The organism is Priestia sp. D3YE.R1 (assembly GCF_049199565.1).
GTDB classification, from domain to species: domain Bacteria; phylum Bacillota; class Bacilli; order Bacillales; family Bacillaceae_H; genus Priestia; species Priestia aryabhattai.
In genome coordinates this window covers 221,670-248,518 of the sequence record NZ_JBLTHW010000002.1, presented here as the reverse complement: position 1 = coordinate 248,518, position 26,849 = coordinate 221,670, and the positions used below count along the sequence as shown (strand labels likewise).

Below are 26,849 nucleotides of genomic sequence, written 5' to 3'. Positions count from 1 at the left end.
ATCCTTCAAGGCTAATGCTACGCTAAATAGTACTTACGCTCCGGCCGTCCAATAATCCCATAATCATATTCAACGTGACATTCACCAGTTGATACTAGATACTCTAAATATCGTCTAGCTGTCGTTCTGGATACTCCCATTTGCTGCCCCATCTCTTCGATTGTAATTCCTTTGATGCTTTTTAAAATGTCTTTTGACTTTTGTAATGTGATACCATCAATACCTGAAGGAAGAGATTTATCCGCTTTTGGCTTTGTTCTGACATGTCCAAAGTACGCATCAATAAATGATTGATCAACTTCTTCATGCGTACTAAACAGTTCCTTTTTCTCTTGATATTGTTTAATAGCATTAATGAAGGATTCCATCATAACCGGCTTAATCAAATAATTAACGACGCCGTTTCTCAAACAGATTTCTACAATGTTTTTTTCTGTTGCAGCCGTTACAACGATAACGTCAACTTGTGGAAACTGCGCTCTAATCTTTGGCAGTAAATCCGTTCCCATTTCATCTGGCATATAGATATCTAAAAGGAGCAAATCTACTTTCTTCTCCTTTAGCATTTCAAGCGTCTCTTTTGCATTCAACGCTTTGCCTACAACTTCTACACCATCTACTTCTAATAAAAATCGCTCTTGAACTTGAGCAATTCGAAAATCGTCTTCTGCAATTGCGACTCGTAACATTTCGACTCTCCCCTTACTTCTCATGATTCAGTTTTTTGGAAGGTAAACTGAAAAAATGGCTCCTCCTTCTGGCTGATTATACACTTCAATAGATCCTCCAAGTTCATCTACCATTTTCTTTATATTTGCCAGTCCGTATCCTCTGTCTGTCCCTTTGGTTGAAAAACCTTTTGTAAAAATTTGATTTAGCACTTCTTCTGATATACCTGGTCCGTTATCCATCACTTCAATAATTAAATCATGACCAATATCGGTAATGAAAAACGACACTTCTTTTTCAGACTGTTGACTCACCGCTTCAAATGCATTATCAATTAAGTTCCCAATAATGATAATGAGATGAGAAATTTCAATATGTTCTGGGAGCGTATCCAGCGTACTCTCCGGATCAACCGAAAAATGAATTTTCTTTTCAGATGCTTTTCCAATCTTCCCAAGCAATATTGCTTGGACTTTGGAATCTAATATCTGATCAAATAGAATACGATTTTGCGTTTGGTGTACGGCTGATTCTTTTTGAATAAACTCAAATGCATCTTTATACTGCCCTAACTGCAGCAAACCTGACAAAACATACAGCTTATTCGTAAACTCATGCGTTTGAGCTCGTAAATCCTCTGAATACTTTCGTACTTCTGAAATTGTATTGATTAAGCTTTTTAATTCTGTTTTATCACGAAAACTAGCGACCACTCCTACAATTCGTTGATGTTCAATAATAGGTGTTAAGTTTAAGATAAACGTTTTTTCATTTAGAAAAATCTCTTGGTCGCTTCGTGCTATTCCCGTATCTAGCACTTCAATCATATTCGTATAAGGAAATACTTCAATGATATGATGATGTAAATATTCCGTCTGTAACCCTAGCATATTTTTAGCTGATGTATTCATCATCGTAATAAAGCCGTGATGATCAATAGCAATAATTCCTTCTTTTATCGAAAGTAAAATCGCATTTCGTTCACGGTATAAAGAAGCGATCTCATGGGGCTCAAGACCGAGAGTATCTTTTTTAATACTTTTAGCTAAAAAAATACCCCCAATCATACCAAGCAATAAAACAGCTAGTGAAAATAGGATAATTTGCTGAATACGCGTAATGAGCTGAGCATGAACATGAGACTTTAAAAACTCAACCGTCACCACTCCCACGACCTCCGTATACTTTCCATGACTGATGACAATAGGCGCTTTCCCCATAATAGCAGGACCTGTGGTTCCCTCTCCATCAAGCGTATAATATCCCCCGAATAATAGTGCTCTATCGTTAACCGCTTCTTTATTTTTCTTTCCTATCCATTTTTGATTAGAATGAGAATAGATGATTTGCCCGCGGTTTTGAACCACAATACTTGCTGCTCCGATTTGTTCCCTCACTTGCTCGGCAAGCGGCTGAATATAGCGACTCGGCTGTTTTTTTTGAAAAGCAGCTTTGACTTCCGGCATAAATGATATTGATTTGGCTGCTTGAAGAGCCAGCTGCTCGGCTTGCCTTTTAGATTCTACAAACTGCATGTAAGAGAAAATACTTGCTAAAAGAACAATAACAGTTATGATTAATGCCGCGGATAAACCTACGATTTTTGTTTGCAGCGATACTTGAAACCATTTTTTCATTTCATCGCACCTTTAGCCTTTACCTTATAGTTCTATTCCTCTTTTATTTTATCAAAATTTTTTGTATATCCGCTCCTTATTCCAAAAGCTTTTTAGACAAAAAAACTTATCAATCCCAAAAGCGGAATTGATAAGTTTTTAGGTTCATGATCTTTACAGCGTAATAACACCTGTAATAATAGCTACTAAAAGCATCACCATCGCTGTTCCAATCGTCCACTTTAAAGTAAAGCGCTGGAATTCACCAAGCTCGACCTTTGCCATCCCGACCAATAGATACGTAGAAGCAACTAAAGGACTTAATAAGTGAACGGGTTGACCAATCAATGAAGCGCGGCCAATTTCTGCAGCATCAATACCGTATGCTGAAGCTGCTTGAGCAATAATTGGTAAAATCCCATAGTAGTAAGCATCATTTGACATAAAGAACGTAAATGGCATACTTGTGATGGCTGTAATCACAGACATGTAAGGCCCTAACGCATCTGGAATTAATCCTACTAAGCTATTACCCATTGCATCTACCATTTTGGTACCTGATAAAATGCCTGTGAATACGCCTGCTGCGAATACAAGAGATACAACAGCGAGTACATTACCAGCATGTGCAGTGATACGCTCTTTTTGAACTTCTAAATTTGGATAGTTAATCATGATAGCGATTGCAAATCCAATCATAAATAGAATTTGAAGCGGCATAACTGCTGTGATAAGTCCTACTAATAGTAAAGCTGTTAAAGCAAAGTTTACCCATAAAAGCTTCGGACGCTTGTACTCGATTCCTTCAGCTGCTGCTGCTTCTGCGAAAGCTACTTGAGCATTTGTAACGTCTTGAATATCAATAACGCCTAAGCGCTGGCGCTCTTTTTTTCCGAAATAGTAAGCCGTGAATAATAACCAAGCAGCTCCGCCAATCATGGCTGGAATCAGTGGTGTAAACACCTGTGAAGCATCTAACTTCAATGCACTCATCACACGAGCAGTAGGTCCACCCCAAGGTGTTAAGTTCATAACTCCACTACCCATAATCGCGATACAGGCTAAAATCATTGGCTTCATGTTTAGCTTTTTATAAAGCGGAAGCATCGCTGAGAGCGTAATCATATATGTTGTTGTTCCGTCTCCGTCTAACGAGATAATAAGAACTAAAATAGCTGTACCAATTGTGATTTTTAGTGGATCACCTTTTACGATTTTTAAAATTCTTCCTACAACTGGATCAAACAAACCAGCGTCAATCATAATCCCAAAATATAAAATAGCAAACATTAACATAACACCTGTAGGTGCTAATTCTTTTACACCATTTAAAGCCATTTCTCCAATACCGCTTGTGAATCCCCCTATGATTGCAAACAATACTGGAATAACCATTAAAGCAATAAGCGGCGTTAATCGTTTTGTCATAATCAGAAACATAAATGTACAAACCATCAAAAACCCAAGAATAGCTAACATATTACCCCTCCTATTTCTGAATCCGCTTTCATAACAGTGGAAGCGATTCGTTTGTATGTATGACTCGCATATGTATGCCAGTTCGTCTATACGATTACAAAATCGCTTGTTCACTACTAAGTTGTACCTTAAAACTTTAAAATTTTCTGTTTTTTCTTAAAATAATCATAATTTACAGGAGGGTATAGTGTAAATAATTCGTACTATAAAAACTTTTAAAACTTTATGGGTAATTAAATCCTTTTTGTTCATTGGAAGGATAAAAGAAAGGAAGAGGAAAAAGATAGGGAAGTAAAAAACGGAGAGAGAGGAACTATTCTCGTGAATTATTCAATTTGAACTCTAAGAGAATACGCTCCGGGATGAGGAGTTTTATTCCATTGAGTAAGAGATTCCTCTAAAAATGGAATGTTTTTTAACTTCTTTGTTTGAAACTTTTCTATTTTTGAATATTTTTCTAAAGCATACGTATTCGCAAACATTTCTTGCGTTCGATTTCCTTCTTTTAAAAGCGTTCCATTTGTCATACGATCCACATGATGGCCTAATTCATGCAGAATGATAAAGGCAAATTGATGAGGCTTTTTGTTTTTTGTTGTATCGATAAAGACAATAGGACATTCCGTTACTGTATATTTAATATAGTCAATTTCAAACTGCAGTTTGCGCTTCTCTTTTGGAAGGTTATCATTAAATTGGCCATAGTACACACCTAACACGTCTTTTCCTTGCACCTTTACACTGCCTAAGCAATACACACCTTTTAGCCCATTCCAATCTTTTTCGTCTGTTACATTAGCAATTTCCTGCAGGGCGGCTTTTTGCTTCGCACTCATGACTCCATGAAACGTTACGCCATGAATTTGGATTTTTTCACTGCGCTTAAACATCTTCTTGCCTCCTTTGCTAAATTCCTTCTTCAGCATGTTATTTATTAATAAGTATATTCAGTCATTCACAATACATGGTTAAAAATTATGAAGTTAATGTCAAGATTCCCGTTTTGATGTTTTTTAACCCTGCGTATATGCTGCCTCGTTTATTTTCTATTTTTACTATATTACATATGTAGCCATTAATAAAATATCATTTTTTTATGATTTATCATTACTTTTTTTTATTTCTATTTTTACTTATCGATAACCTGGAGCCTGCGTATCATTTTTAAATTTAAAACCATTGCTATATAAAGAAAAGGATAGCAAAAAAACGAGTATATCGGCTTCCATTCGTTATAATAAAACACTTCTGTTTGGCCAGAAACGTATTCAAACAAAGTCGTAAGAATTACCCATACTGTAAGATATAAAGCTTTTCTAGACAAACTTTTGCTCTGCGGATAAAAATTCAAAAATACACTATTCGTCGCAGGATAAATAAAAATAAAAATTAAAAGATATTCAAAATCTACTCCTTTTGTAAAAAATCCATAAAAATCATATTTAACATCAAGATATATATCTGCTACCGACCCTAAAAACATAACAAACAAAGACGTTGTGTATATTTCTATCCAGCTGATACGCTTTGGCATAACCAATACGCTCAGAATAGAGATTACCGTTGTAAGGATTAATAGCACCACACTTACGACCTCGTTTCCTATAGGAGATAGAAACAGCTTTCCCATTGGATATTAAATTCATTCTGAAGGCTACAAATTAACACTTCGCAAAAAAAAAGATGGAGACATAACGAAATCGAGCCAATCTAAGAACGAACAAATGAGATAAATGGGCTGGACTGCTTTTGACACCGCCGTTGATTTCCGTGCAAGATTTCGCCTCGCCTCTCCAATCAACAGCTAGAAGCAACTATATATAAAACCTACGTTCACCATCACAATAAAAAATCCGAACGAGCTGGATTCTCTGTCAAGAATCTCGCTTCATCGTTCGGATCTTTCTTCAACTAAACTACCTTTGCTTTAAGCTCTTTTTGTTAACGAAAGGAAATGACGCAAGAACCAAGCTCTTGCTGTCCCCATTTAAGTGAAAGCTCATCATGATGAGAAAGAGGACCTACTCCCTCAGGTGTACCTGTAAAAATAAGATCTCCTTTATCAAGACCAAAATGTTTTCCTGTGAAATCAATAATCGTTTGCAAGTCAAAAATCAAATCTTTGATATTTCCCAGCTGAACGCGTTCATTGTTTTTCACTAACGAAAAGTCTTTCTTCTTAGATGCTTCCACTCCTTCAAACGGAATAAAGTTTCCCACGACCGCTGAATGTTTGAATCCTTTTGCAAGCAGCCAAGGGTGCTTTTTTTGTTTTAATTCACTCTGCACGTCTCGAAGCGTCAAATCTAATCCAATCGTCATCTCGTCAACAAGTTCATCCACTGTTATGCCTTCTTTGTAAGATTGTCCAATATGAAGAATCAGTTCAGTTTCAAAGTGCACCTCTCCTTGGTCGCTAGGAAGAGTAATTGATTGTCCAGCTGCTTCAACAAGAGCGTGAGTAGGTTTGGAAAATAAAAAAGGTGATGTTGGAATATCATTATGTAATTCTTTTGCATGCAGTGCGTAGTTTCGCCCTACACAATAAATATTTTTAATATCTTTCACTTTCATCATCCCTTCTTTCGTTCAAATAAAGATTTTTTAACTTGTATTCTTTTATTTTACAAGAAAAAAAGATTGGGACATAATAAAATGAATCCAATCTAAAGACGGAAAATGGGGATAAATGAGCTGAACTGCTTGTGACACCCCTATTGATTTCTGTGCAACAGCTAGAAGGACCTGCACACACGAAACCTACGTTCACCGTGACCATAAAAAAACACGAACTATCTATTTTTGATAGATAGTTCGTGTTGAACGTTAGCGAAACAACTTTTCTCACATTCTCTTTCTTTCAATCCGTTATTTTCTAGCCCATTTTGTAATGCCCTTGATATCATCTGGAGTTGTACGGCAGCACCCTCCGATTAACTGAGCACCTGCTTCATACCAGCTGTGAGCGCTGCAGCCATAGGTTTCGCCTGCAGATGTCCCGTTCCATGTTTTAGATTCAGCATCATAATGCTCTCCTGAATTTGGATACACAACGACTGGCTTATCCGTTTGAGATTTAATTTCTTTAATAAGTGAAGAAATATATTGAGGCGGCGTACAGTTAACTCCAATAGCCGCTACTTGCTCATAGGAATCCAGATAGCGTGCACACTCCGAGATTAATGTTCCGCTGCTAATGTGCAGATCATCTTTTGCGCTAAACGTAATCCATGCGTACGCTCCTTCAAATTCTTCCAGCAGCCTCGCAATGGCTCTTGCTTCCATTACATTAGGAATGGTTTCACAAGCTAATACGTCCGCTCCTGCTTCAATTAATGTTTTCATACGAGGACGATGAAATTCCATTAACTCTTCTTCTGTTACGTCATACTGTCCAGTATATTCGGATCCGTTTGCTAAAAATGCTCCGTAAGGCCCTACCGAAGCGGCGACAATTGGTTTTGGACGATTAAGACGATTCTCTTCTTGCTGCCAAAATTCATCTCTTGCTTCAGCCGCAATTTTTACAGATGCTTGAATTAACTCGCGAGCCTCTGCTTCACTTAAACCACGTTTAGCAAAACCTTCAAACGTGCTTTGATAGCTTGCTGTAATGGCACAGTCAGCTCCCGCTGCAAAGTAGTCTTGGTGCACTCTCTTAATCAATTCCGGCTGCTCCATCAGCACTTTTGCAGACCATAAGCTGTCGTTTAAGTCACAGCCATATCTCTCCAGTTCAGTTGCCATTGCACCATCTAGTACAATCACAGGAAATGTATGTAAAATTTGTTGGATAGGATTCATTGTTTAATCTAGGGTTGTCCACTAGCAGTTAGCTTCGATTACCCTATCCTCCTTTCAGATAATTTAAAATATATGCAAAAAAGTCTAAAGGACTAGGCAACTTTTGTCAAGAAACCAAAGAAATGAAGAGAGGCTTATAACCAAGCATTTTTCAACCGCCTTATTCCTTCTTCTATTTCTTCTCTCTCCAAACTTCCAAAACCTAATAATAGATGAGTCTTTTGTTGAGGTAATTCGGTAAGCCAATAACGAGAAGTGCCGTAGACAGAGACATCTTGCTTTCGAGCTGCGTTAATTAACTGCTGTTCGTTCATATCGTTGTGCACGCGGACAAGTATATGCAAACCTGCATATTCTCCTGACACCGTGATGTTTTTGTTAAACTCCTTGTGTAAAGCCGTTAAAAGAGTACCGTGTTTGAGTTGATAAGCAGTTTTCACTCTTCTTAAATGCTTGCTCCACTCTCCGGTTTTCATCATCAGCCCGAGCGTCCGCTGATGAAGGGCTGGAACAGCTTGCTCGTATAATGAGAAACGTTCATGATATTCCTTTAGAAGCACTTCCGGTAATACAAGGTAGCTGATTCTTAAAGAAGGCATAAAAGATTTTGAAAATGTCCCTGTATAAATGACGCGCCCCTTAGAGTCTAAGCTTTGCAATGAAGGGATGGGAGAGCCTTTATAACGAAATTCTCCGTCATAATCATCTTCAATAACAAAACCATTGCAGTCATTCGCCCATTTAAGAAGCTCTATTCTTCTTGAAACAGGCATGATCATTCCGTATGGAAACTGATGAGATGGTGTGACATAAACAGCTCGTGCTTGGCTGTCATAAAGCTCTTGGATGTTTATGCCTTTGTTATTAAGCGACACGGGTTTTAAGGAAAATCCATGCTGTTTAAATACAAAGCTAGCCCCGTCATAGCAAGGATTCTCAAAGGCAATATCTCTGATGCTTGGCTTTAACACCTGCGCTAGTAAACTGAGCGAGTGCTGCGTACCTGCTCCGATAATAATTTGATGTTTCGAACAAACCACTCCTCTTGACTGATAAAGGTACATAGCAATTTCTTCTCGCAGTGATTCTTCTCCTTGACTTTCTTGGTACGTGAACAGCGCTTCTCTATAAGTTTGAAGACTTTCATTGTATCGTTTTTTCCACTCATTTAAAGGAAACAAACGGCTATCAACTTTTCCATACCGAAAATCATAGGTACACGACTTTGTTTCTGAGTGAGCGTGTAAAAATACAGTCGGCTTTTTATCTGTTTGCAGTAAATCAAACTGTGTATTCGTTACGTACAATCCACTTTTGGGCCTGCTTTCTACATATCCTTCAGCTAAAAGCTGCTGATAGGCCATATCTACAGTATTTCGACTTACGTTTAAGTAATCAGCAAGAGACCGGATAGAAGGCAGTTTGTCCTTTACTTTCACCCTTCCGGATACAATTTCTTTTTTTATATATTCATACAGCTGGTGATACAACGGCGTATCATCCTTGCGATTTAATAAAGGTGTGAACTCCACGCTAGCTCCTTTCATCTGTCCCTATCTTATTTTTAAAATCTGGCTCTTTTAGAAGGGATACATTTCTTTTACTATAAGTGTAGATCATCTGATTAAAAAGGAGAAGATTTAATGACTATTATTACAATTCGTCAAGCTAATGCTGCTGACATGGAAGCACTTATTTCATTAATGAACGAATACATTGTTGATTTTTACAAGCGCCCTCAGCCTGCCAAAAAGCAGCTGAGAAATTTAATTAACCACTTGTTTCACCATCCGGATGCTGGCGTTCAGTTTATCGCGACTCAAAATGACGAGGCAGTAGGTTTTTCAACGCTTTATTTTACATTTAGCACCACGCGTGTAAAACCTGTAGCGATTTTAAATGACTTGTACGTTACTGAAAAAGCAAGAGGACAAAAAATTGGGGAAAAGTTATTTTCGATTAGTCACCAGTATACGAAAGAACATCAGTATGCAGCTATGTCTTGGGAAACGGCTTATGATAATACAAGAGCCCAAACGCTGTACAGAAAAATGGGCGGAAATGTAACGAACGATGAGTGGATTCACTACGACATTTCAAACGATAGTTTATAATATTCTTCCATCCATAAAGTTTTAACACGTTCTTAACACTCCTTTCATAAATGTGTTTTATGATGAATACGACAAATAAATCAGTTTCTGTATGTATTTGTCACATTCTCTGTTAAAGTTTTCACAAAGTGTTCAAACTTTTAGTGAAAACGCTTTCTATTTTTGTGTATAATAAACATATGCAAATGAAAATGAATGTTACAGCTCGTTAATCATACACATTTTAAATATGGAAGGAGTTTTGAAAATGATTTTAAAAGCATTAAGAAAAAACGGGGCCGTTACAATTAACTATTATAAAAACGGTTTGCTTCAAACGTTTAAAGGAAAAGTACAGCGCCTAGATTTAACAGACCAAACGCTTTCATTAAAAGATGAACAGCAAAATACTTTCTCTATTCGCTTATCGGGAATTAAAGAAATTTATTGATGAATAGTTTACAGTAAAAAAGAACATGATGCTCATTCTGCTTTGCAGAAGTCATCATGTTCTTTTGATTTTAGCTTTATTTAGCTGATGTTTCTGTTTCTTCTTTCCCGTACATATATTTTGAAGGGTCGACTGTTTGGAAATCCTTCAGCTTGTGGAAACGAAGTAAGTCACCATAAAGCACTTGATCAGATAGCTCCAGTTCTTTCGCTACCTTCTGTTTATAAGCTTTCATTTGATTATTTTCTTTAAGCGCTTGGCCCGTTTTAGAATCATAATACGTTCCATCCACTAATGTATATTTCGGAGATACGTAGTTGCCATTACGGAACGCTACTACATCATCATGACCTTTAGAAAATAAATCTGTACCAAATTGGATAAACTCTTTGCTGTCAATCCCTACTAAATGAAGAAGAGTTGGCACAACATCAATTTCTCCACCGTACGTATGATTAACTCCGCCTTTTACTCCAGGAACGTGAATGAATAAAGGTACACGCTGCAGCTGAGCATTTTCATAAGGCGTAATTTCTTTTCCCATTACTTTTTCCATTGCTGCATTATGATTTTCAGAAATACCGTAGTGATCTCCATAAATCATAATCACAGAATTATCATAAAGGCCAGAAGCTTTCAGTTCTTGGAAGAAAGATTGCAATGATTCGTCTAAATAACGAGCCGTTTGGAAATAGCGGTCAACTGTCGCATCGCCCGTGTTAGCCGGCTGTATGCTTGCCTCATTGTTTCCAAGTAAAAATGGAAAATGGTTTGTTAACGTAATTAAATGCGCATAGAACGGCTGTGGTAAAGACTGCAGCATTGGAACAGATTCTTTAAAGAACGGTTTGTCTTTTAAGCCATAATTAATTTTATTTTCACCCGTCATATTGTAATAACTTGCATCAAAAAACTTATCCACACCGAACTGCTTGTAAATTTCGTTACGGTTCCAAAACGTCTTATAGTCTCCATGCAGCACAGCGCTCGTATAGCCAGCTTTTTGATCTAAAATAGCTGGTGCTGCCTGATACGTATTGCTTCCTTTCAGCACAAAGGCGGAACCTTGAGGAAGGCCGTATAGAGAGTTGTCCATCATTAGCTCAGCATCTGATGTTTTTCCTTGTCCTGTTTGATGAAAGAAGTTATCAAAATACGTAAAGTCATTTCCATGAGCCAACGAATTTAAGAACGGTGTCACTTCCTGGCCATTTAATTTGTAATCAATTAAAAAAGATTGAAATGATTCCAAATGGATTTTAATAATATTTTTCCCTTTAGCTTTTCCAAAATAAACGGGGTTAGGTTCCGCATAGTGACTGTTTTTAAAATTAACGACGTTCGTTAAATCATTGCTGCTTGCAAATGCTCGCTGTTTAGAGTTTTGAGCAGTCTGAACACCATCATACATCGTATAATTATAGGCGCCTAAATACTTTACTAAATAATTGCGGTCAAAAGTTCGAGATAGAAGCTGCGGGCGATCAATTTCTGCTAGTGTTAAGTTCACAGAAAAAACCATGAATCCTAAAGAAAGAATGGTTACAGCATTTTTAACCGATACTTTTTCATTATTCCAGTCAATCTTTTTACTAAAAAAGAAGAAAAAACAAATAATAAAATCAACAAAATAAAAAACATCATGTGCTTTTAATAAATCCATAATGCTTCCGCCCATACTTCCTGCATTACTTGTCTGCAATAGTGTAGGAAGCGTTACAAAATCGTTAAAAAAACGATAATAGAGAATGTTGCTGTATAACAGCAGCGTCATAATGAAACTGCCTGCAAGAATCCAAGCTCCTGCTTTCTTTCCTTTAAAAAACAAGCCGATTCCTAAAAAAATCAGCACTGAACTTACAGGGTTTATGAACAGCAGAATTTGCTGCATTACGCCGCTTACGCCTAAGTTAAATTCAGTTTTATAAGCCACGTACGACTTTATCCACATTAAAACAGCGGCTAATATGAAATAGTGCAGCGGCTTAGAAACGATTCGCTTCATTTTGATTTTCCTTTCTCGATTAGTTTATGAGTAGATTCACAAAGAACATATAGAAAACCTTTATCATTATACTCATAGAAAATGAAAATTAAATGAAATCCTAGCCTTCACAACTATAGATAGATTCTTTAAATTCATCTACTAGTTTACCTAATACCCACAAATAAATAAACTAAAATCACCTTTTTTATCATAAAACCCCTTCTCCCCTCATATAATGTATTCTGTTGCAACACCCGTACTGCAAACTTGTGCATTTTTTCACAATTTATCTACAAACTATCCTCATCTTGCTGTATAATAATAATTCTGCCTTGAGCATTCTCTACATTCGTATGTTTAAGCCACAGCTTTCTTTTCATAAAAGATGCACACATGAAAGGAGATGAATAAATGATTTTAAAAGCGTTAAAGAAAAACAAACATGTAACCGTGAATTATTACGAAAATGGCCTGCTTCAAACCTTCAAAGGAAAAATCCAAAATTTAAACCTAACCGACCAAACCCTCTCCCTACGAGACGAAAAACAAAACATTTTTTCCATTCGTTTGTCTGGCATTAAAGAAATTTATTAACAAAAAAGATCCTGAAGAATTCTTCTAGGATCTTTTTTGTATTTTTTATCCATAAATTATTGAAAAATAATCCAATTAATGTTAAATTAACTTTACATAATGTTAAATCAACTTAACAAATTTATTAAAAAGGCAGCGGGTGAACATATTGACTCTTATTAATCACGTAAAAGAGCTTAGAGCTAAACATGGATATACGCAAGGAGATTTAGCTGAAAAAGTTGGAGCCACTCGCCAAACCATCGCAGCTATTGAAAAGGGAAATTACGTTCCTTCCCTACTACTTGGTTTAACAATTTGTGATGTCTTTCAATTAAAAATGGAAGATGTTTTTACACTTCAAAAGGAGGAGAAAAATGTTGAGTAATGTTATTAAATCTTATTTTTTGAATGTAGTGTCTCTGCTATGCGTAGGGTGGTTTTTATATGATTTTTTAAGCCTAAATATTCAATTTAGTGAAGTTATGACCCACCCTGAACCCCCGTGGGAAATTACTATGTCTATAGGCTCTTTTGCTTCCTTAATTGTGCTTTTAATCGTCTCATTGTTTTACTACCGCGCGCGTAAAAAGACGAAGAACGTTTCGCCTTTATTATTTCCTTTTGAATTTGCAGAAGAAGATGAACGTGAAAAGATGATAACAGCAGAAGCTTGTAAAAAAGCCTTTGTTTTTCTCCTATTTTCTATTCCTATAGGTGCTATATTAATAGCTTTTTATCCGCTGTTACCTAATTCTTTTAGCTTCTATCCCATTGCCGTTCTTTTGCTTCTTTCTCTTGTACAGTTAACGGTTTATTACGTATCAATTAGTAAGATTTATCGCTGATTAAAAAAAGGTTGTTCTAAAAAGAACAACCTTTTTTTAATCTAATAATTCACTGAACTCCCTACAAAAATAATCCAACCTACATCTATTTCACTATTTTTTCATTTTTTCTGTCTATATTGAACTATAACAATTGAACGATGTATGTTACCTTCCACTGCAGTTTTTCTTCAGTGTTCAGTTGCAAAATAGGAAAGATAAAAGGAGCATATCAATGGCAGCTAATAAATGGACAAAATGGATGGTTGGTTTATCAAGCGTTGCTGCATTTACCACTTTTGTAGGACTTTCTCAAAAATATGATCAAACAAATTCAGCAGCTACAGCACTAAATAACGATACATCAGCCAGTAATTCATCGCAAACCCAAACGGAAGATGAGACGGACCTATTTCCAAATTCAGGACCTGACTCCAATACGGACAATGGAACTAACGGGCAAGATCAGTGGTCAAATGACAGTTCTAATGAGCAAAGTGATCAATGGTCAGACGATAATTCAAGCAGTCAAGATAATCAGTGGTCAGACGATGATTCGAGTAATCAGCAAGACCAGTGGTCAAATGATAATTCCCCCAATGGCCAGGATAACTGGGGGAATAATAATGATTCTTCTATGCAATCAAGACCTTCTTAAGGATGTGATGTAATGAGCTACTCATTTAAAGCGATGAATACCGAATTTAATGTATATCAGCTGGAAGCACCTGTAATTAAAAAAGTGGAGAGCTGGTGTTATCTTGTAGAAGAAACCCTAAGCCGCTTTCTTCCAACAAGCGAGCTTTCACAGCTTAATTCACTGAACGGAAGATTATTTTTACCGTCAAAAATGTTGTATGAAGCTGTAAAAACAGCCTCTTACTATTACAATGAGACAAACGGAATTTTCAACCCATTTCTGTATCATTCTATTCAAACTCTAGGATATGACCAAAGCTTTGAACAACTGCCTAACAACCAGCTTCCTCAAGAAGTAGCAGCTTTTGATGCTGTCAATCCTATCATGATTCATAAAGGAATGAGAAGTATTCAGCTTGCTTCTAATGTCGGTCTGGATTTAGGCGGAATCGCCAAAGGTTGGAGCATTCAGCAAATGGCGAATCAATTAAAGAAAAAAGGAACTTCACTTGGAGCAATCGATGGAGGCGGTGATATTGTAACGTGGGGGCCTGCTAGCAAGAACTGGTCCATTGCTCTGTCTCATCCATTCCATTCATCCAAAAATCTCATGAGCATTAAAGTAAAGAGTAACAGCGGCATTGCTACAAGCAGTGTGGGCAAGCGATTGTGGAAAGTCAACGGACACACTCACCATCATATTATTGACGGCAGAATTAGCAAGCCTAGTTCATCAGAGCTTCTGCAAGTAACGGTTGTTTCAGAAGACTTGACCGTTTCTGAAGTCTATGCAAAATGCATGCTTATTCTCGGATGGGACGCTGGATTAAGATTAGCTAAAATGCATCACCCTTCTTTAGAGGTAATTGCGGTTACAAAAGAAGGCAGGGTGTTAATCGAAAAACATGTGAAAGGTCAGGTATACCATTATGGCTACTCTCCTCGCGCAATTTAGTGCCCACTTTCTCGTTTGGAATACCATTCGGGCAGCCGGCTTAACTTCTTATTTACTAATGTTTGTATCAGTTGCCGCTGGCATTTCTCACAGCTTTTCGTTTTTTAAACCAAAACGAAAAAAACAGCTTTTGCTGGTTCATCAATCATCAGGGTGGTTCGGGTTATTATTTGGCATGATTCACGGACTTGTTTTATCATTTGATCAATCTATTCATTTTTCACTTTCTGACATTTTAATTCCGTTCACTTCCGATTACAAACCAATTAGCACAGGTCTCGGTACTATTTCACTCTACATTTTATTCGTACTAATTAGTACATCCGACTTTATAAAACAGCTTAGGAGAAAAACATGGAAAGCCATTCATTTTCTTGCTTTTTCAGGCTATTTGCTAGCACTGTATCACGGCATTTCTTCTGGAACAGATACACAGCAGCCGCTTATTCTCGGGATGTACAACATCACTGGCTGCATCGTTTTAATTTTGCTTTTTTTGCGAATTCAACACCAGTCAGCTCCTAAGAACCAAAAAAAAGCTCAGGAAAACTAAAAAACGCACTCTATTATAGAGTGCGTTTTTCCTTATCCGCGTCCTGCTTGGAATGATGGGTACTGTGTCATACCGCCGTCAGCAAAGAGCGTAATCCCTGTTACATAACTTGCCTCTGAAGAAGCTAGCCATGCAGCAACCGCTGCAATTTCTTCCGGCTCTCCGATGTATCCCATTGGAATCATGCTTTCTACATCTGCACGCTGCTCAGGATCAGCAAATTTCTCAGCGTTAATCGGTGTATTAATCGCTCCCGGTCCAATGTTATTTACACGAATACCTTTTGGAGCGTATTCTAATGCAAGTGTTTCAGTCATGAGCTTCATACCGCCTTTACTTGCCGCGTAATGAACAAATAATGGCCAAGGAATTTTCTCGTGAACACTTGACATGTTAATAACTGTTCCCTTAACATCATTTTCTACAAAATATTTAATCGCTTCACGGCTGCCTAAGAATGCTCCCGTTAAGTTCGTATCAATGACTTTATTCCAATCGCTTAAAGGCATTTCATGAGATGAAACCGGATTTTCTAACCCTGCGTTATTAATCATAACGTCGAGCTTTCCAAATTCTTTAATAGCAGATTGAACTAAATTGATAACGTCAGACTCAACTGTTACATCACCTTTGACAGCAATTGCTTCTCCGCCAACTTTTTTAATTTCTTCTAAAACGCTGTTAGCTTCCTCTTCTTTAGAACGATAATTCACAACTACTTTGGCTTTTTCTGTCGCAAAACGAATCGCCATTGCTTTTCCTAAACCTGTAGATGAGCCCGTTATGACAACTACTTTTCCTTCTAAATCTTTATACATTGTTAATACCCTCCTAGTTAGCTTTTGGCGAGCCCTAACATGACTCCTGCTATGATGATCAGTATAATTCCAATAATAATCCCAACTAACTGACGCTTCGTTTTCTTCTCACCTAAAATGATGATCCCGCCTAATGTTGAAATGACGATTCCCATTTGAGAAAGCGAAAAGCTTGTCGCTACGCCTACTTTAGGTTGCGAGATGAATAAAAACATATTACCAGCGGCCCAAATAAGACCTGGGATAATATTGCGAATTGCATATTTATTAAATGGCTTATGCTTAAACGTCAGCAATACTCCTCCAATAACCATACCAATTGCTTGAGGTAACAAAGCCGACCATCCGTCTACATTAAATAGACGGGCTACTACAACATAAACTAAATAACCAACGGTTGAAATTAATAAAATAACAATTCCTTTTTTGAAGTTTCCTTTTCCTTCTCCAGCCTCTTTCTCTTCTTTGCTTTGAAGTGATGTTAAAACAATCCCTACAATAATAAAGATAAGAGCGAGCACACCAAGAATGATTGAAGTTTTTGTAGACCACTCGTGAAACACAATTACTCCAAATAATGAAGTGGAAACTAACTGAAGCCCAGTTGAAATAGGCATTGTTTTAGAAACTCCAATTAAATCAATACTTTTCAGCTGATTACTTTGTCCAACTGCCCAAAATAGCCCCGATACAACTCCAACCCCAAAGATTAAAGGTGTAAGCGTAGGGTGTACAAAAATATAAATACCGATGGAGAAAATCAAAGCTCCTAATGTGGTTCCAAGCGTTTGGCTATAAGGTCCTCCGCCTAGTTTCACATTGAAAAGCACAATGCTTCCCCAAAATATGGCTGGTAAGACAGCTAACAATATGTCCATGTTTCAAAACCTTCCTGTGCTAAAATTAAATGTCAAAGTGCATATTCCCCAATTTTTCCGCCATTAATCCTTTCTCAGGGACATTTTATGAATTAATGACTGCACGAAATATTCTTTGGATAGCGAAAACTGTATACCTTAATTTGTTCTAGGAGAGAAAAAGATATACTTTCTAACGCAAAAAAACAGCTTTTCCAAATAAAAGCTGTTCTGTATGATTTAATTTATTTTTAACATATAGCGGTTAATAGGTCTCCCCACTCTGCCGTATTCAACTGATAATTTCAGCTCGTTTTCCTGTTCTAAAAACTCTAAATACCTTCTTGCCGTAACACGCGCAATTCCTACGCCGTCCGCCACTTCTTCAGCAGAAATCGGATGATTTTGTTTGGAAAGATATTGTTGTATCCTCCTTAACGTAACCGCATTTAGCCCTTTTGGAAGCAAATCGGATTTTTCTTCGAATTGCTGAAACAGCATAGAATCTAATTCAGACTGAGTAATATGTTCTTTTTGACTTATTTTAACTTGAAACGAACGATACTGCTCAAGCGCTTGCTTCATTCGTTCAAACTTGAACGGTTTCATAATATAATCCACCGCGCCGTACTGAAGAACTTTTCGTACGGTTTCAATATCACTTGCAGCCGTAACTGCTATCACGTCTGTTTTATAGCCATTTGATCGAATTTGCTGTAAGGTGGTTAGGCCATCTTGACTAGGCATGTACATATCAATAATCGTTAAATCAGGCTGATGCTGTTTAATGAGCTGTATACCTTCTAAACCATTCGAAGCTGCAGCGATAACGATGAATCCTTCAACTTGTTCAATAAATTGGCGGTTCACTTCTTGTACCATAGGATCGTCTTCTATGAGAAGCACCGTCCATTCTTTTTTATTCATTTCCCACTCCCCCTATAAAAAGAATGTAATGATAAAAGTCGTTCCAACATCTAATTCTGACTCTACTTCGATCTGACCGTTTCCTTTTTCAACAATTTGTTTTACTAAATGCAAACCAATTCCTCTATTTTCCTTTGCTTTGGTTGAAAAACCTTCATCAAAGATTCTGTCTACTTGATCTTCATTCATGCCACATCCGTTATCTTCAACTAATATAGAAAGAATGCCGTCATTTTGTTCCATACTTATATAGACCTTCCGTTCACGACGCTCCATATGCTGATACGAATCAAAAGCGTTCTCAATTAAGTTACCAATAATAATCACAAAATCATGATGATCTAAGTAAGGAGGAAATGAGTGAAGCTCGCTGTGGCGATCGATAGCTAACTCAATTCCAAGTTCTTTGGCACGGCTGACTTTACTCAACAGCAACCCCGATATACTTTCATCTTTAATATGTTTATGAAGAAATTGGGTGAGCTCTTCTTGCTGTTCAGACACTTGAAAAACGTACTGCAGAGCCTTGTCCTTATTTCCAAGTTGGATAAGTCCTGCAATCGTATGAAGTTTATTCATGTATTCATGGTTTTGAACTCTAAGAGCGCTTACAAATGATTTAACTCCTGTTAGCTCTTCAGCTAATTTTTTAACTTCTGTTCTGTCTTGAAAAATAGCGACCGCACCGACTGTGTGATTATTAACCTTAATCGGCACACGATTGCTTAAAATATTCAAATTTCGAACTTGAAGCTCTCGATTATAAACAGGCTGATTAAGCTGCAGAATTTCTGGCAGTCTTGTATCTGGAATCACATCATAGATCTTTTTTCCAATTACCTCATCGGGTACATCCATCATAATTTTCGCTTTATGATTAAAAATAGTGATGTTCTCCTCTTTATCAATGGCAATGACTCCTTCATGCATGGCATTAAAGGTCTCCGTTCGTTCTACGAACAAACGGGCAATTTCATGGGGTTCAAGCTCAAACATCTCTTTTTTAATACGAGATGCAAGCGCCCACGCTCCCCATCCTCCAAAAAAAAGAGCAAGACCTGAGATAAGAGAGATTTCTTTTTTTAAACTTAAAATGACCTCTGTAAATTTCGGAAGAAGATAGCCTGAGACAACCACTCCTACTTGTTCATGCTGATCGTTTACAACGGGCACAAAAGAGCGAATGACCATTCCGCCTTCTCCTTTTGCTTTATCGGTATAGGTATGTTCTGCAAACGCCTGTCCCTCATCATCTCCTTTAGAAATTTTTCCAATCATGCTTTGCAAAGGGTGAGACAAACGTTCATGATTCATATTCATAACCACTACATAATAAGCACCGTGAATAATGCGAATCGGCTCTACAATTTGATTAATGTTCTTGCTATCTTTTTCAATTTTTTCTCGAATTTCAGGCATTTCAGCAACTGTTCTCGAAGTGATTAAAGCCCTTTGCTCTAAATCATTTTCTTTTGACTGCACAAAATTATTAATCACGACAATACTTGCTAAAAACAACGAAAAGACCACGATAAAAAAGATTAACCCCGTCATTTTCGTTTGCATTGATAAGCGCATCATAGCGGAACACCTACTGCTGATTGAAGTTTATTTTAATTTTACCACGTTGAGAAATTGCGTGTTAGAATATTCGTAGAGAAAAATTATTGAATCGCGGGGTTGGACATTTTGAAGATGTTTATAGGGGCAAGTATCATTGTTAGCGTTTTCTTAATGATCTATGTTTTTTTGCAGTATACGGTTATAAATCAGGATAATGTGTATCATGATGATGAGCAAAAAGGATTAAATAAACAAATTGTGATTAATTTTAGCCATGTTGTAGCTGAAAACACTCCAAAAGGCTTAGCCGCTCAAAAATTTGCTGAAATCGTTAATCAAAAATCGGATGGTAAAGTTAAAATTGAAGTATATTCAAACGGTGTATTGTATTCAGACGACGAAGAACTTGCCGCCCTTCGCCGAAATGATGTACAAATGATTGCACCTTCCATTTCAAAGCTAAGCGACCTCTCCCCTACGTGGCAACTTTTTGATCTTCCCTTCATTTTCGATGATTACAGCGAGGCAAAACAAGTGTTTACGGGCAAAATCGGACAGGATTTGTTGAGTACGCTGCAAGAGAAAAACATTAAAGGGCTTGCTTTATGGAGCAACGGCTTTAAACAAATGACTAGCAATACAAAACCTTTGCTCCATCCAGCAGATTTTCAAGGTCAAACGTTTCGCATTATGCCAAGTGAAGTAATCAAAAAACAATTCGAACTTCTTGGCGCCAAGCCTCAGGCTGTCTCGTTTAATAAAGTATATCAATCCCTTGAACGACAGGAATTTGATGGTCAGGAAAACACCATTTCTAATATTTATTCAAAACGTTTGTACGAGCTGCAAAAATATATGACCATCAGCAACCATGGATACTTAGGCTATGCTGTTTTAATGGATGAAAAGTATTGGGACAGACTCCCTGAAGATGTAAAACAACTATTAAGTGATGCAATGGTAGAAACAACTAACTGGATTTGGAATCAATCAAAAATGATGAACGATAAACAGCTGCAGCAAATAAAAAATAAATCTGGCATGCGCGTTTATTACTTAAATGATACACAGAAAGCCGAATGGAAAAAGCAGTTTACCTCTCTTTATCAATCGTTTGAAAACAATGCAACAAAACAAACGCTTGATATCATTGAGCAAATAAAGAATATCGAAAGCCAAAAGTGATGACTATATGTTCATCACTTTTTTTGACCAAAATGACCAAAAAGAACATTATCACCAGAAATATAAATAGTTAAAATTATCAGTTAATATAAGGATAAGGATAATGTAAGCGTTAACAAAAACATTCTCGAAAGGAGCATTACGTATGAAATTAAGTTTTAAAAATCTAACTGTTCAAGTTGTTATCGGTATCCTTCTTGGTATTGCAATTGGCTTCATGTTTCCTGAATTTGGAGCTAAATTAAAAGTATTGGCTGATATCTTCATTAAATTAATTAAGATGGTGATTGCCCCAATTATTTTCTTAACAGTGGTCATCGGTATCGGAAGCATGGGAGATTTAAAGAAAGTGGGACGAATTGGAGGTAAAGCTCTTTTATACTTTGAGATTGTCACTACTTTTGCCTTAGCAATTGGAATTATCGTTGTAAACTTTATCAAACCAGGGGCTGGCTTTAATATCAACGGCGCAAGCGGAGCTGATGTTACTCAATATACGCAGCAAGCAGCTGAAGCGGAGCATGGCTTTATGGAGTTTATCATGGGAATTATTCCAGACAGCGTATTTGGCGCAATGGCAAATGGTGAATTATTGCCAATCTTATTCTTTGCCGTACTATTTGGAATGGCTACAGCTACACTTGGCGAAAAAGCGGCTCCTGTCATTACATTCTTTGAACGCTGTACAGATATTTTCTTTGGAATTGTTAATATGATTATGAAACTTTCACCTATTGCGGCGTTTGGAGCGATGGCTTATACGATCGGTAACTTTGGAATAGGCTCTCTTCAAAAACTCGGTTTCTTAATGGGATCTGTTTACATTACTATGTTCTTATTTATCGTATTTGTACTTGGAACCATTGCTAAGATTTATGGATTTAATATTTTTAAATTCATTGCTTTTATTAAGGAAGAAATTCTACTTGTATTAGGTACGTCTTCTTCGGAATCTGCACTGCCAAAAATGATGGACAAAATGGAGAAGTACGGATGTTCAAAATCTGTAGTAGGACTTGTCATTCCAACTGGCTACTCATTTAATCTAGATGGAACAGCAATCTACTTATCCATGGCTGCTATCTTTATCGCTCAAGCGTATGGAGTCGACCTGTCGTTAATGCAAGAGATTACGCTACTTGGTATTTTAATGCTAACGTCTAAAGGAGCTGCCGGAGTTACTGGCTCTGGATTTATTACACTAGCAGCTACGCTTGCTGCATTCCCGATGATTCCAGTTGAAGGAATCGCGCTGTTAATTGGTGTAGACCGCTTCATGTCGGAAGCTCGTGCCATTACGAACTTAATTGGAAATGGTGTAGCAACTGTAGTTGTATCAAAAATGGAAAATGAATTTCATCCTCCTGTAGAGACGATACAAGACGTTAATTCTGCACCTCCATTAGCTAAGTAATAAAAAAAGAGGTTGAGACATAGCGAGATGAATCCAATCTAAAGACGAATAAATGGGATACATGAGCTGAACCGCTTATGACACCGCAGTTGATTTCCGTACAAGACTTCGCTTTCCGCGGGCGGCCGATGAGCCTCCTCGTCGCGTACGCTCCTGCGGGGTCTCATCTGTTCCGCTTTTCCCGCAGGAGTCTCCGCCTTGTCCTCCAATCAACTGCTAGAAGGATCTAAACAAATGAAGCCTACGTTCACCCCCAACCAAAAAACGAACCACTAATCAAACATTTTGATTAGTGGTTCGTTTTTCACTTCATCTTAAACACTTTTGTCCCAACCTCTTTTTTAGGATTAATGCGTTTCTTTTTTAGAACGTCCGCTAAGTTTCCCAACGACAACAACTAAAATAGCTAACAAAATAGGAACAATTGTATGCAAATGCGGATTTAATCCTTCTAATACATGTCCTACCGCTTTGTCTTTAAAGATCATTTCACCAGCAGTATAGCCAAGAAGCGCTGCTCCGGCAATGATGATAATCGGGAATTTTTCCATGATTTTCATTAAAAGCTGACTTCCCCAAATGATTAACGGAATGCTGATAACAAGACCAAGGATAATGAGTAGAATACTGCCGTTAGCCGCACCCGCAACCGCCACTACGTTATCTAAACTCATAACAAGATCCGCTATAATAATTGTTTTAATAGCACCTGCTAGAGTTGAATTCGCTTTAATATCTCCGTCATCTTCACCTTTTAAAAGACTAATCGCAATCCATAGAAGAAGCAGGCCTCCGATGAAATTTAAAAATGGGATTGTTAATAAATATACAGCGACAAACGTTAGCCCTACACGTAATACAACCGCTCCTAATGTACCGAAAACAACCGCTTTGTTTCGATGCTCGTCCGGAAGATTCCGACAAGCTAAAGCAATCACGACTGCGTTATCGCCACTCAGTACAATGTTAATCAGTAAAATTTCTAAAAGATTTAAAATAAAACTCTGATCCATAAAAAAACTCCTTGATTGATTTTTATTAGTCTATTTCTCTATCTCTTATTTCATTACTAGAAATAGAGAACTAAAACTCTATCAATATAACCTATAACCCGTTCTTACCCTTTAATGAAAAGAAGTAGTTATTTCACTAACAGTATTTTATCACTAAAAAGAAATTTGAAATAGGTATTTGTAAAGGAAAAGTCAGTTCATTACAATAAATCAAACCTTATTCTTTATCTTTCATCTGTTTTTCACCATCATCCTCTACTATTAGTAGAAGGAGAGCATTTATAAAAAATAGAGTACTTTTTATAAATAATACAAGCCTCCAATGCTTCTTCGTTATTTTGTAGTTTTTCGTCAGCTACGATATAAGAAGGGAGAAAACAGGTATGATTTTAAAAGCATTAAAAACGAATAAATTACTAACTATTAACTACCAAAACAACGGTTTTGTTCAAACGGTCAAAGGTTATATTCAAAACTTAAACTTGCTCGAACAAACTCTGCTATTAAAAGATGAAAATCAGCATGTGCGATCACTTCGACTATCAAGTATTAAAAATATTTATTGATTGAAAAAAGATCCGAACGATTCATCGTTCGGATCTTCTTTAAGCTAAATAAAATACTTTTGTCCCAGCCTCTTTTTATTTAGCTCACTTTATAGCGTGCGATCACTTCTTTAATTGATTCATATACAATTTCAACCATTGTTTTTAATTCTTCCTCCGCCATTGAAAGAATAGGCATCATTGTAATCACAGGACCTAGCTCTCTAATAATTAAACCTTTTTGGCGAGCCGCTAAAATAATGTCTCCAACGACTTTTTTATCTTCAAAAATCGATTTTGTTTGACGGTCTTTCACAATCTCGATTCCTGCCATTAAACCTCGTTGTCTAATGTCTCCCACATTAGGCAGGTCATAAAGCTTTAATAGATAGCGTTTAAACACTTTTTCCTTTTCTTTTATACTACGGATTAATTCTCTTTCTTCTATCAGTTCAATATTTCTAAGCGCTACTGCACAGGCTAATTGATTTCCCGTATACGTATGGCCATGGAAGAACGTTTTATTTTCATCCGGATGAGCTAAAAAAGCATTAAATATCTTTTCGCTTGTTAACGTAGCAGCAAGCGGCATATATCCTCCTGTTATCCCTTTTCCTACACACATAATGTCTGGTACTACGTCTTCTTGTTCACATGCAAACATCGTTCCTGTTCGTCCAAACCCAACCGCTACTTCATCACAAATGAGCAATACCCCGTACGCTTTGCACAGCCGCTCTACTTGTTTTAAAAAGCCGGGAGGATGGGTAATAATACCCGCTGCTCCTTGCACAAGCGGTTCAATAATCAAGCCGGCTACTTCTTCTCCGTTGTTCTGCAAGAGCTTCTCTAGCTGTTGAATACAGTAAGCTGAAGCTTGCTCTTCGGTTTCGAACCCGTCCATACGGTAAGTGTAAGGAGAAGGTGTGGGAATTCGTTCAAACAGCAACGGCTTAAAGATACGATGAAATAAATCCATGCCTCCTACACTGACTGCCCCGATTGTATCTCCGTGATATGCCTCATTCAATGAGATAAATTTACTTTTGTTTTTGTACTTTACAGAGTCGAGATTTTGCCAATATTGATAGGCAATTTTCAACGCAATTTCAACAGCGGCGGAGCCTGTATCAGAGTAGAAGACTTTCGATAAGCTGCCAGGAGTAATTTCCGCTAGCTTTTTGGCTAACAAAATGGATGGAACGTTTGCCGATCCAAGCAGCGTAGAATGCGCTAATCTTTCCACTTGTATATGTAAAGCTGTATTTAATTCCGGATCATTATGTCCATGCACGTTGACCCATAGAGAAGCGTATCCATCTAAATATTTGTTTCCCTCTACATCATATAAATAGCTTCCTTCTCCTCTTTCAATAATAAGAGGATTCGATTGACGGTAAGCTTTCATTTGTGTAAACGGATGCCATACATATTCTTTATCCCATTTCTCCAGCTCAACTTTTTGATACGGCACAGTCAAACACCTCCTGAATATGTTGAATAACACTTTTTTGCCTCATGATTTTCTCAATATATGCATCTAACTCTTCATCGATATGTGTGAATACTGGAACGGTCATTAAAGATGATATTTGAAGCAGCTTTTCAATCGTTCGAACATTGTCGTTATGAATGATACTGCTGTGATTAAAACGATTAAAAATGAGTCCGTTGATTTTAAGGTGATGCTCACTTGCATATGAAAAGGTAGAAAGCGCATCATGAATAGCTCCTAATCCCGTCGTTCCAACAGCAATAACCGGCATTTGTGCATCTATGATCAAATCTTTTGTCATATAAAACGTTGTTTCCTCCTCAATTAAAGGTACGGCAAGACCTCCCGCTCCTTCCACGAGCACTACATCAAATTTCTTTTTTAATTCATTAATGCGTGTTAAGACGATTGAAGGCTCCACTTGCTTGTTGCTCAGTGCAATAGCCAAATGAGGAGACGTCTCCGGCTTTAACTGATAAATACCCGTATCTGCTACTCCAAGCCTTGTTTCAAACCAGTGAATATCTGGATAACCTCCAATTTCGTCTTGATAGCCGGTTTGAAATGGTTTGCAAATTGTCGTTTTTATTCCTAGACGACCAAGTACTTTATACAAAATACTTGTAACCAGGGTTTTTCCAATATCTGTTCCAGTTCCCGTAATAAAATACGCTTTGCCCATTTTCTTTTCTCTCCTTTTTTTCTATGTCTTCATTACCCTGCTTTAACCTGCTTTAATGACAAGCGACTAAATTGAGGCTGCATTCGGTGAATCAGCACTGAACATAAAATGCACAATAAAAGGTCTCCAGGCATTGGCAAAACAGCTCCAAAAAGAAGTGTATCCCTCAGTGAAAGAGGCTTTTCAATTATCCATTTCATTGCTCCGTAAAGCCAGAAGCAGCCGACTGCATACACAATAGCTAACGTAGATAAGTTAGCTGAAAAGATAGAAAAAGGTTTCTTTAAGTCATATTTTTGAATAAGGTAGCCGTTCATAAATGCCCCTGCAGCATAGCCAATTAAATAGCCAAACGTTGGTTTGAAGATATAGCCCAAACCTCCTCCTTCTGCAAAAACCGGAACACCGATTAACCCAATACCTATGTAGCATAGCTGACTATACAAACCTAAACGCGGACCTAACAGCGCACCGGCTAAATAAACAGGAACAATTTGAAGAGTAAACGGTATGTAGGGAATAGGAATTTTTATAAATGCACCGATCGCCGTTAAAGCTGCAAATAAGGAAACATACGCCATTGTTTTCGGTTTCATATTCACCCTCCTTTCTCTTTTCGCTGCTTTAAGTTTGCAATAATTTCTTTTTATTTGTCAACTTTATTTTATTTTAAGTTTACAAATAAACAATAAAAAAAGACGCAA

General features: G+C 37.3%; 29 protein-coding genes. 11 read left to right on the top strand and 18 right to left on the bottom strand.

Annotated elements, in window-relative coordinates:
• Positions 1-17: 17 nt before the first annotated feature.
• The 8 genes from ACOZIR_RS13555 to ACOZIR_RS13520 form a co-directional block, all read right to left on the bottom strand.
• Entirely contained in the window at positions 18-689 is a 672-nt protein-coding gene (locus ACOZIR_RS13555; protein ID WP_029324842.1) for a response regulator, read from the bottom strand.
• Between the two features lie 27 nt (positions 690-716).
• A complete protein-coding gene (locus tag ACOZIR_RS13550; RefSeq protein WP_045294024.1) occupies positions 717-2,306 on the bottom strand; it encodes an ATP-binding protein in 1,590 nt (529 codons plus the stop codon).
• Between the two features lie 153 nt (positions 2,307-2,459).
• Entirely contained in the window at positions 2,460-3,764 is a 1,305-nt protein-coding gene (locus ACOZIR_RS13545; RefSeq protein WP_045294026.1) for a CitMHS family transporter, read from the bottom strand.
• A 326-nt stretch (positions 3,765-4,090) separates the two neighbouring features.
• The gene (locus ACOZIR_RS13540) at positions 4,091-4,654 is read right to left on the bottom strand and encodes an ImmA/IrrE family metallo-endopeptidase (protein WP_045294028.1); all 564 of its coding nucleotides are present in this window, start codon (positions 4,652-4,654) and stop codon (positions 4,091-4,093) included.
• Positions 4,655-4,893: 239 nt separating this feature from the next.
• Positions 4,894-5,298 (bottom strand): CBO0543 family protein, encoded by a 405-nt coding sequence (locus tag ACOZIR_RS13535; protein ID WP_411305602.1) that lies wholly within the window; start codon positions 5,296-5,298, stop codon positions 4,894-4,896.
• A 407-nt stretch (positions 5,299-5,705) separates the two neighbouring features.
• Positions 5,706-6,338, bottom strand: a complete 633-nt coding sequence (locus tag ACOZIR_RS13530; RefSeq protein ID WP_045294032.1) for a fumarylacetoacetate hydrolase family protein — start codon at positions 6,336-6,338, stop codon at positions 5,706-5,708.
• A 294-nt stretch (positions 6,339-6,632) separates the two neighbouring features.
• Positions 6,633-7,568, bottom strand: a complete 936-nt coding sequence (gene mmuM, locus ACOZIR_RS13525; protein ID WP_045294034.1) for a homocysteine S-methyltransferase — start codon at positions 7,566-7,568, stop codon at positions 6,633-6,635.
• 134 nt (positions 7,569-7,702) lie between these two features.
• On the bottom strand, positions 7,703-9,100 hold the full coding sequence (locus ACOZIR_RS13520; RefSeq protein WP_421535635.1) for a PLP-dependent aminotransferase family protein: 1,398 nt from the start codon (positions 9,098-9,100) through the stop codon (positions 7,703-7,705).
• Positions 9,101-9,211: 111 nt separating this feature from the next.
• Between ACOZIR_RS13520 and ACOZIR_RS13515 the strand changes: the two genes are divergently transcribed.
• Both ACOZIR_RS13515 and ACOZIR_RS13510 read left to right on the top strand, forming a co-directional pair.
• Positions 9,212-9,682 carry a GNAT family N-acetyltransferase gene (locus tag ACOZIR_RS13515; protein WP_045294036.1) on the top strand — a complete coding sequence of 157 codons (471 nt, stop codon included), beginning with the start codon at positions 9,212-9,214 and terminating at the stop codon, positions 9,680-9,682.
• Between the two features lie 229 nt (positions 9,683-9,911).
• Complete coding sequence (locus ACOZIR_RS13510; protein WP_074893948.1) at positions 9,912-10,112, top strand: YolD-like family protein; 201 nt, start codon at positions 9,912-9,914, stop codon at positions 10,110-10,112.
• 76 nt (positions 10,113-10,188) lie between these two features.
• Here ACOZIR_RS13510 and ACOZIR_RS13505 read toward each other — a convergent pair whose 3' ends face one another.
• Positions 10,189-12,117 (bottom strand): LTA synthase family protein, encoded by a 1,929-nt coding sequence (locus ACOZIR_RS13505; RefSeq protein ID WP_310878253.1) that lies wholly within the window; start codon positions 12,115-12,117, stop codon positions 10,189-10,191.
• A 393-nt stretch (positions 12,118-12,510) separates the two neighbouring features.
• Here ACOZIR_RS13505 and ACOZIR_RS13500 point away from each other — a divergent pair, with 393 nt between their 5' ends.
• The 6 genes from ACOZIR_RS13500 to ACOZIR_RS13475 all read left to right on the top strand — a co-directional run bounded on the left by ACOZIR_RS13500 (position 12,511) and on the right by ACOZIR_RS13475 (position 15,646).
• The gene (locus ACOZIR_RS13500; protein WP_013081871.1) at positions 12,511-12,693 is read left to right on the top strand and encodes a YolD-like family protein; all 183 of its coding nucleotides are present in this window, start codon (positions 12,511-12,513) and stop codon (positions 12,691-12,693) included.
• Positions 12,694-12,841: 148 nt separating this feature from the next.
• Complete coding sequence (locus tag ACOZIR_RS13495) at positions 12,842-13,060, top strand: helix-turn-helix transcriptional regulator (protein ID WP_013081870.1); 219 nt, start codon at positions 12,842-12,844, stop codon at positions 13,058-13,060.
• Positions 13,050-13,520: an MFS transporter gene (locus tag ACOZIR_RS13490; RefSeq protein ID WP_310878254.1), complete on the top strand. Its 471-nt coding sequence runs from the start codon at positions 13,050-13,052 to the stop codon at positions 13,518-13,520. Before ACOZIR_RS13495 ends, ACOZIR_RS13490 begins: the two co-directional genes overlap by 11 nt.
• Before the next feature lie 214 nt (positions 13,521-13,734).
• The gene (locus ACOZIR_RS13485) at positions 13,735-14,157 is read left to right on the top strand and encodes a hypothetical protein (protein ID WP_310878255.1); all 423 of its coding nucleotides are present in this window, start codon (positions 13,735-13,737) and stop codon (positions 14,155-14,157) included.
• Positions 14,158-14,169: 12 nt separating this feature from the next.
• Positions 14,170-15,093, top strand: coding sequence for an FAD:protein FMN transferase (locus tag ACOZIR_RS13480; RefSeq protein ID WP_045294046.1), 924 nt, complete (start codon positions 14,170-14,172; stop codon positions 15,091-15,093).
• Positions 15,068-15,646 carry a ferric reductase-like transmembrane domain-containing protein gene (locus ACOZIR_RS13475; RefSeq protein ID WP_310878256.1) on the top strand — a complete coding sequence of 193 codons (579 nt, stop codon included), beginning with the start codon at positions 15,068-15,070 and terminating at the stop codon, positions 15,644-15,646. The genes ACOZIR_RS13480 and ACOZIR_RS13475 overlap by 26 nt, the downstream gene beginning before the upstream one ends.
• Positions 15,647-15,678: 32 nt before the next feature.
• Here the strand turns inward: ACOZIR_RS13475 and gdh are convergent, their stop codons facing one another.
• The 4 genes from gdh to ACOZIR_RS13455 form a co-directional block, all read right to left on the bottom strand.
• The gene (gdh, locus tag ACOZIR_RS13470; RefSeq protein ID WP_045294049.1) at positions 15,679-16,464 is read right to left on the bottom strand and encodes a glucose 1-dehydrogenase; all 786 of its coding nucleotides are present in this window, start codon (positions 16,462-16,464) and stop codon (positions 15,679-15,681) included.
• A 17-nt stretch (positions 16,465-16,481) separates the two neighbouring features.
• Entirely contained in the window at positions 16,482-17,342 is an 861-nt protein-coding gene (locus ACOZIR_RS13465) for a RhaT/GlcU family sugar-proton symporter (protein ID WP_045294051.1), read from the bottom strand.
• Positions 17,343-17,561: 219 nt separating this feature from the next.
• Positions 17,562-18,248 carry a response regulator gene (locus ACOZIR_RS13460; RefSeq protein ID WP_045294052.1) on the bottom strand — a complete coding sequence of 229 codons (687 nt, stop codon included), beginning with the start codon at positions 18,246-18,248 and terminating at the stop codon, positions 17,562-17,564.
• Between the two features lie 12 nt (positions 18,249-18,260).
• A complete protein-coding gene (locus ACOZIR_RS13455) occupies positions 18,261-19,829 on the bottom strand; it encodes an ATP-binding protein (RefSeq protein WP_045294054.1) in 1,569 nt (522 codons plus the stop codon).
• A 108-nt stretch (positions 19,830-19,937) separates the two neighbouring features.
• On the opposite strand from ACOZIR_RS13455, the gene ACOZIR_RS13450 reads away from it, so the two are divergent.
• Positions 19,938-20,996 carry a DctP family TRAP transporter solute-binding subunit gene (locus ACOZIR_RS13450; protein WP_310878257.1) on the top strand — a complete coding sequence of 353 codons (1,059 nt, stop codon included), beginning with the start codon at positions 19,938-19,940 and terminating at the stop codon, positions 20,994-20,996.
• Positions 20,997-21,141: 145 nt separating this feature from the next.
• Positions 21,142-22,410: a dicarboxylate/amino acid:cation symporter gene (locus ACOZIR_RS13445; RefSeq protein ID WP_013055541.1), complete on the top strand. Its 1,269-nt coding sequence runs from the start codon at positions 21,142-21,144 to the stop codon at positions 22,408-22,410.
• 75 nt (positions 22,411-22,485) lie between these two features.
• On the opposite strand, the gene ACOZIR_RS13440 is transcribed toward ACOZIR_RS13445, so the two are convergent.
• Together ACOZIR_RS13440 and ACOZIR_RS13435 are read right to left on the bottom strand one after the other, a co-directional pair.
• Entirely contained in the window at positions 22,486-22,623 is a 138-nt protein-coding gene (locus tag ACOZIR_RS13440) for a hypothetical protein (RefSeq protein WP_169746692.1), read from the bottom strand.
• 134 nt (positions 22,624-22,757) lie between these two features.
• Positions 22,758-23,423 carry a TerC family protein gene (locus tag ACOZIR_RS13435; RefSeq protein ID WP_028412106.1) on the bottom strand — a complete coding sequence of 222 codons (666 nt, stop codon included), beginning with the start codon at positions 23,421-23,423 and terminating at the stop codon, positions 22,758-22,760.
• Between the two features lie 383 nt (positions 23,424-23,806).
• Between ACOZIR_RS13435 and ACOZIR_RS13430 the strand changes: the two genes are divergently transcribed.
• On the top strand, positions 23,807-23,989 hold the full coding sequence (locus ACOZIR_RS13430; RefSeq protein WP_013081858.1) for a YolD-like family protein: 183 nt from the start codon (positions 23,807-23,809) through the stop codon (positions 23,987-23,989).
• A 79-nt stretch (positions 23,990-24,068) separates the two neighbouring features.
• Here the strand turns inward: ACOZIR_RS13430 and bioA are convergent, their stop codons facing one another.
• The 3 genes from bioA to ACOZIR_RS13415 are packed head-to-tail and all read right to left on the bottom strand — an operon-like array spanning position 24,069 to position 26,741.
• Entirely contained in the window at positions 24,069-25,442 is a 1,374-nt protein-coding gene (gene bioA / locus ACOZIR_RS13425; protein ID WP_045294056.1) for an adenosylmethionine--8-amino-7-oxononanoate transaminase, read from the bottom strand.
• Positions 25,423-26,145, bottom strand: a complete 723-nt coding sequence (bioD, locus tag ACOZIR_RS13420; RefSeq protein ID WP_045294058.1) for a dethiobiotin synthase — start codon at positions 26,143-26,145, stop codon at positions 25,423-25,425. The genes bioA and bioD overlap by 20 nt, the downstream gene beginning before the upstream one ends.
• 32 nt (positions 26,146-26,177) lie before the next feature.
• Entirely contained in the window at positions 26,178-26,741 is a 564-nt protein-coding gene (locus tag ACOZIR_RS13415) for a biotin transporter BioY (RefSeq protein WP_045294059.1), read from the bottom strand.
• Between the last annotated feature and the right edge of the window lie 108 nt (positions 26,742-26,849).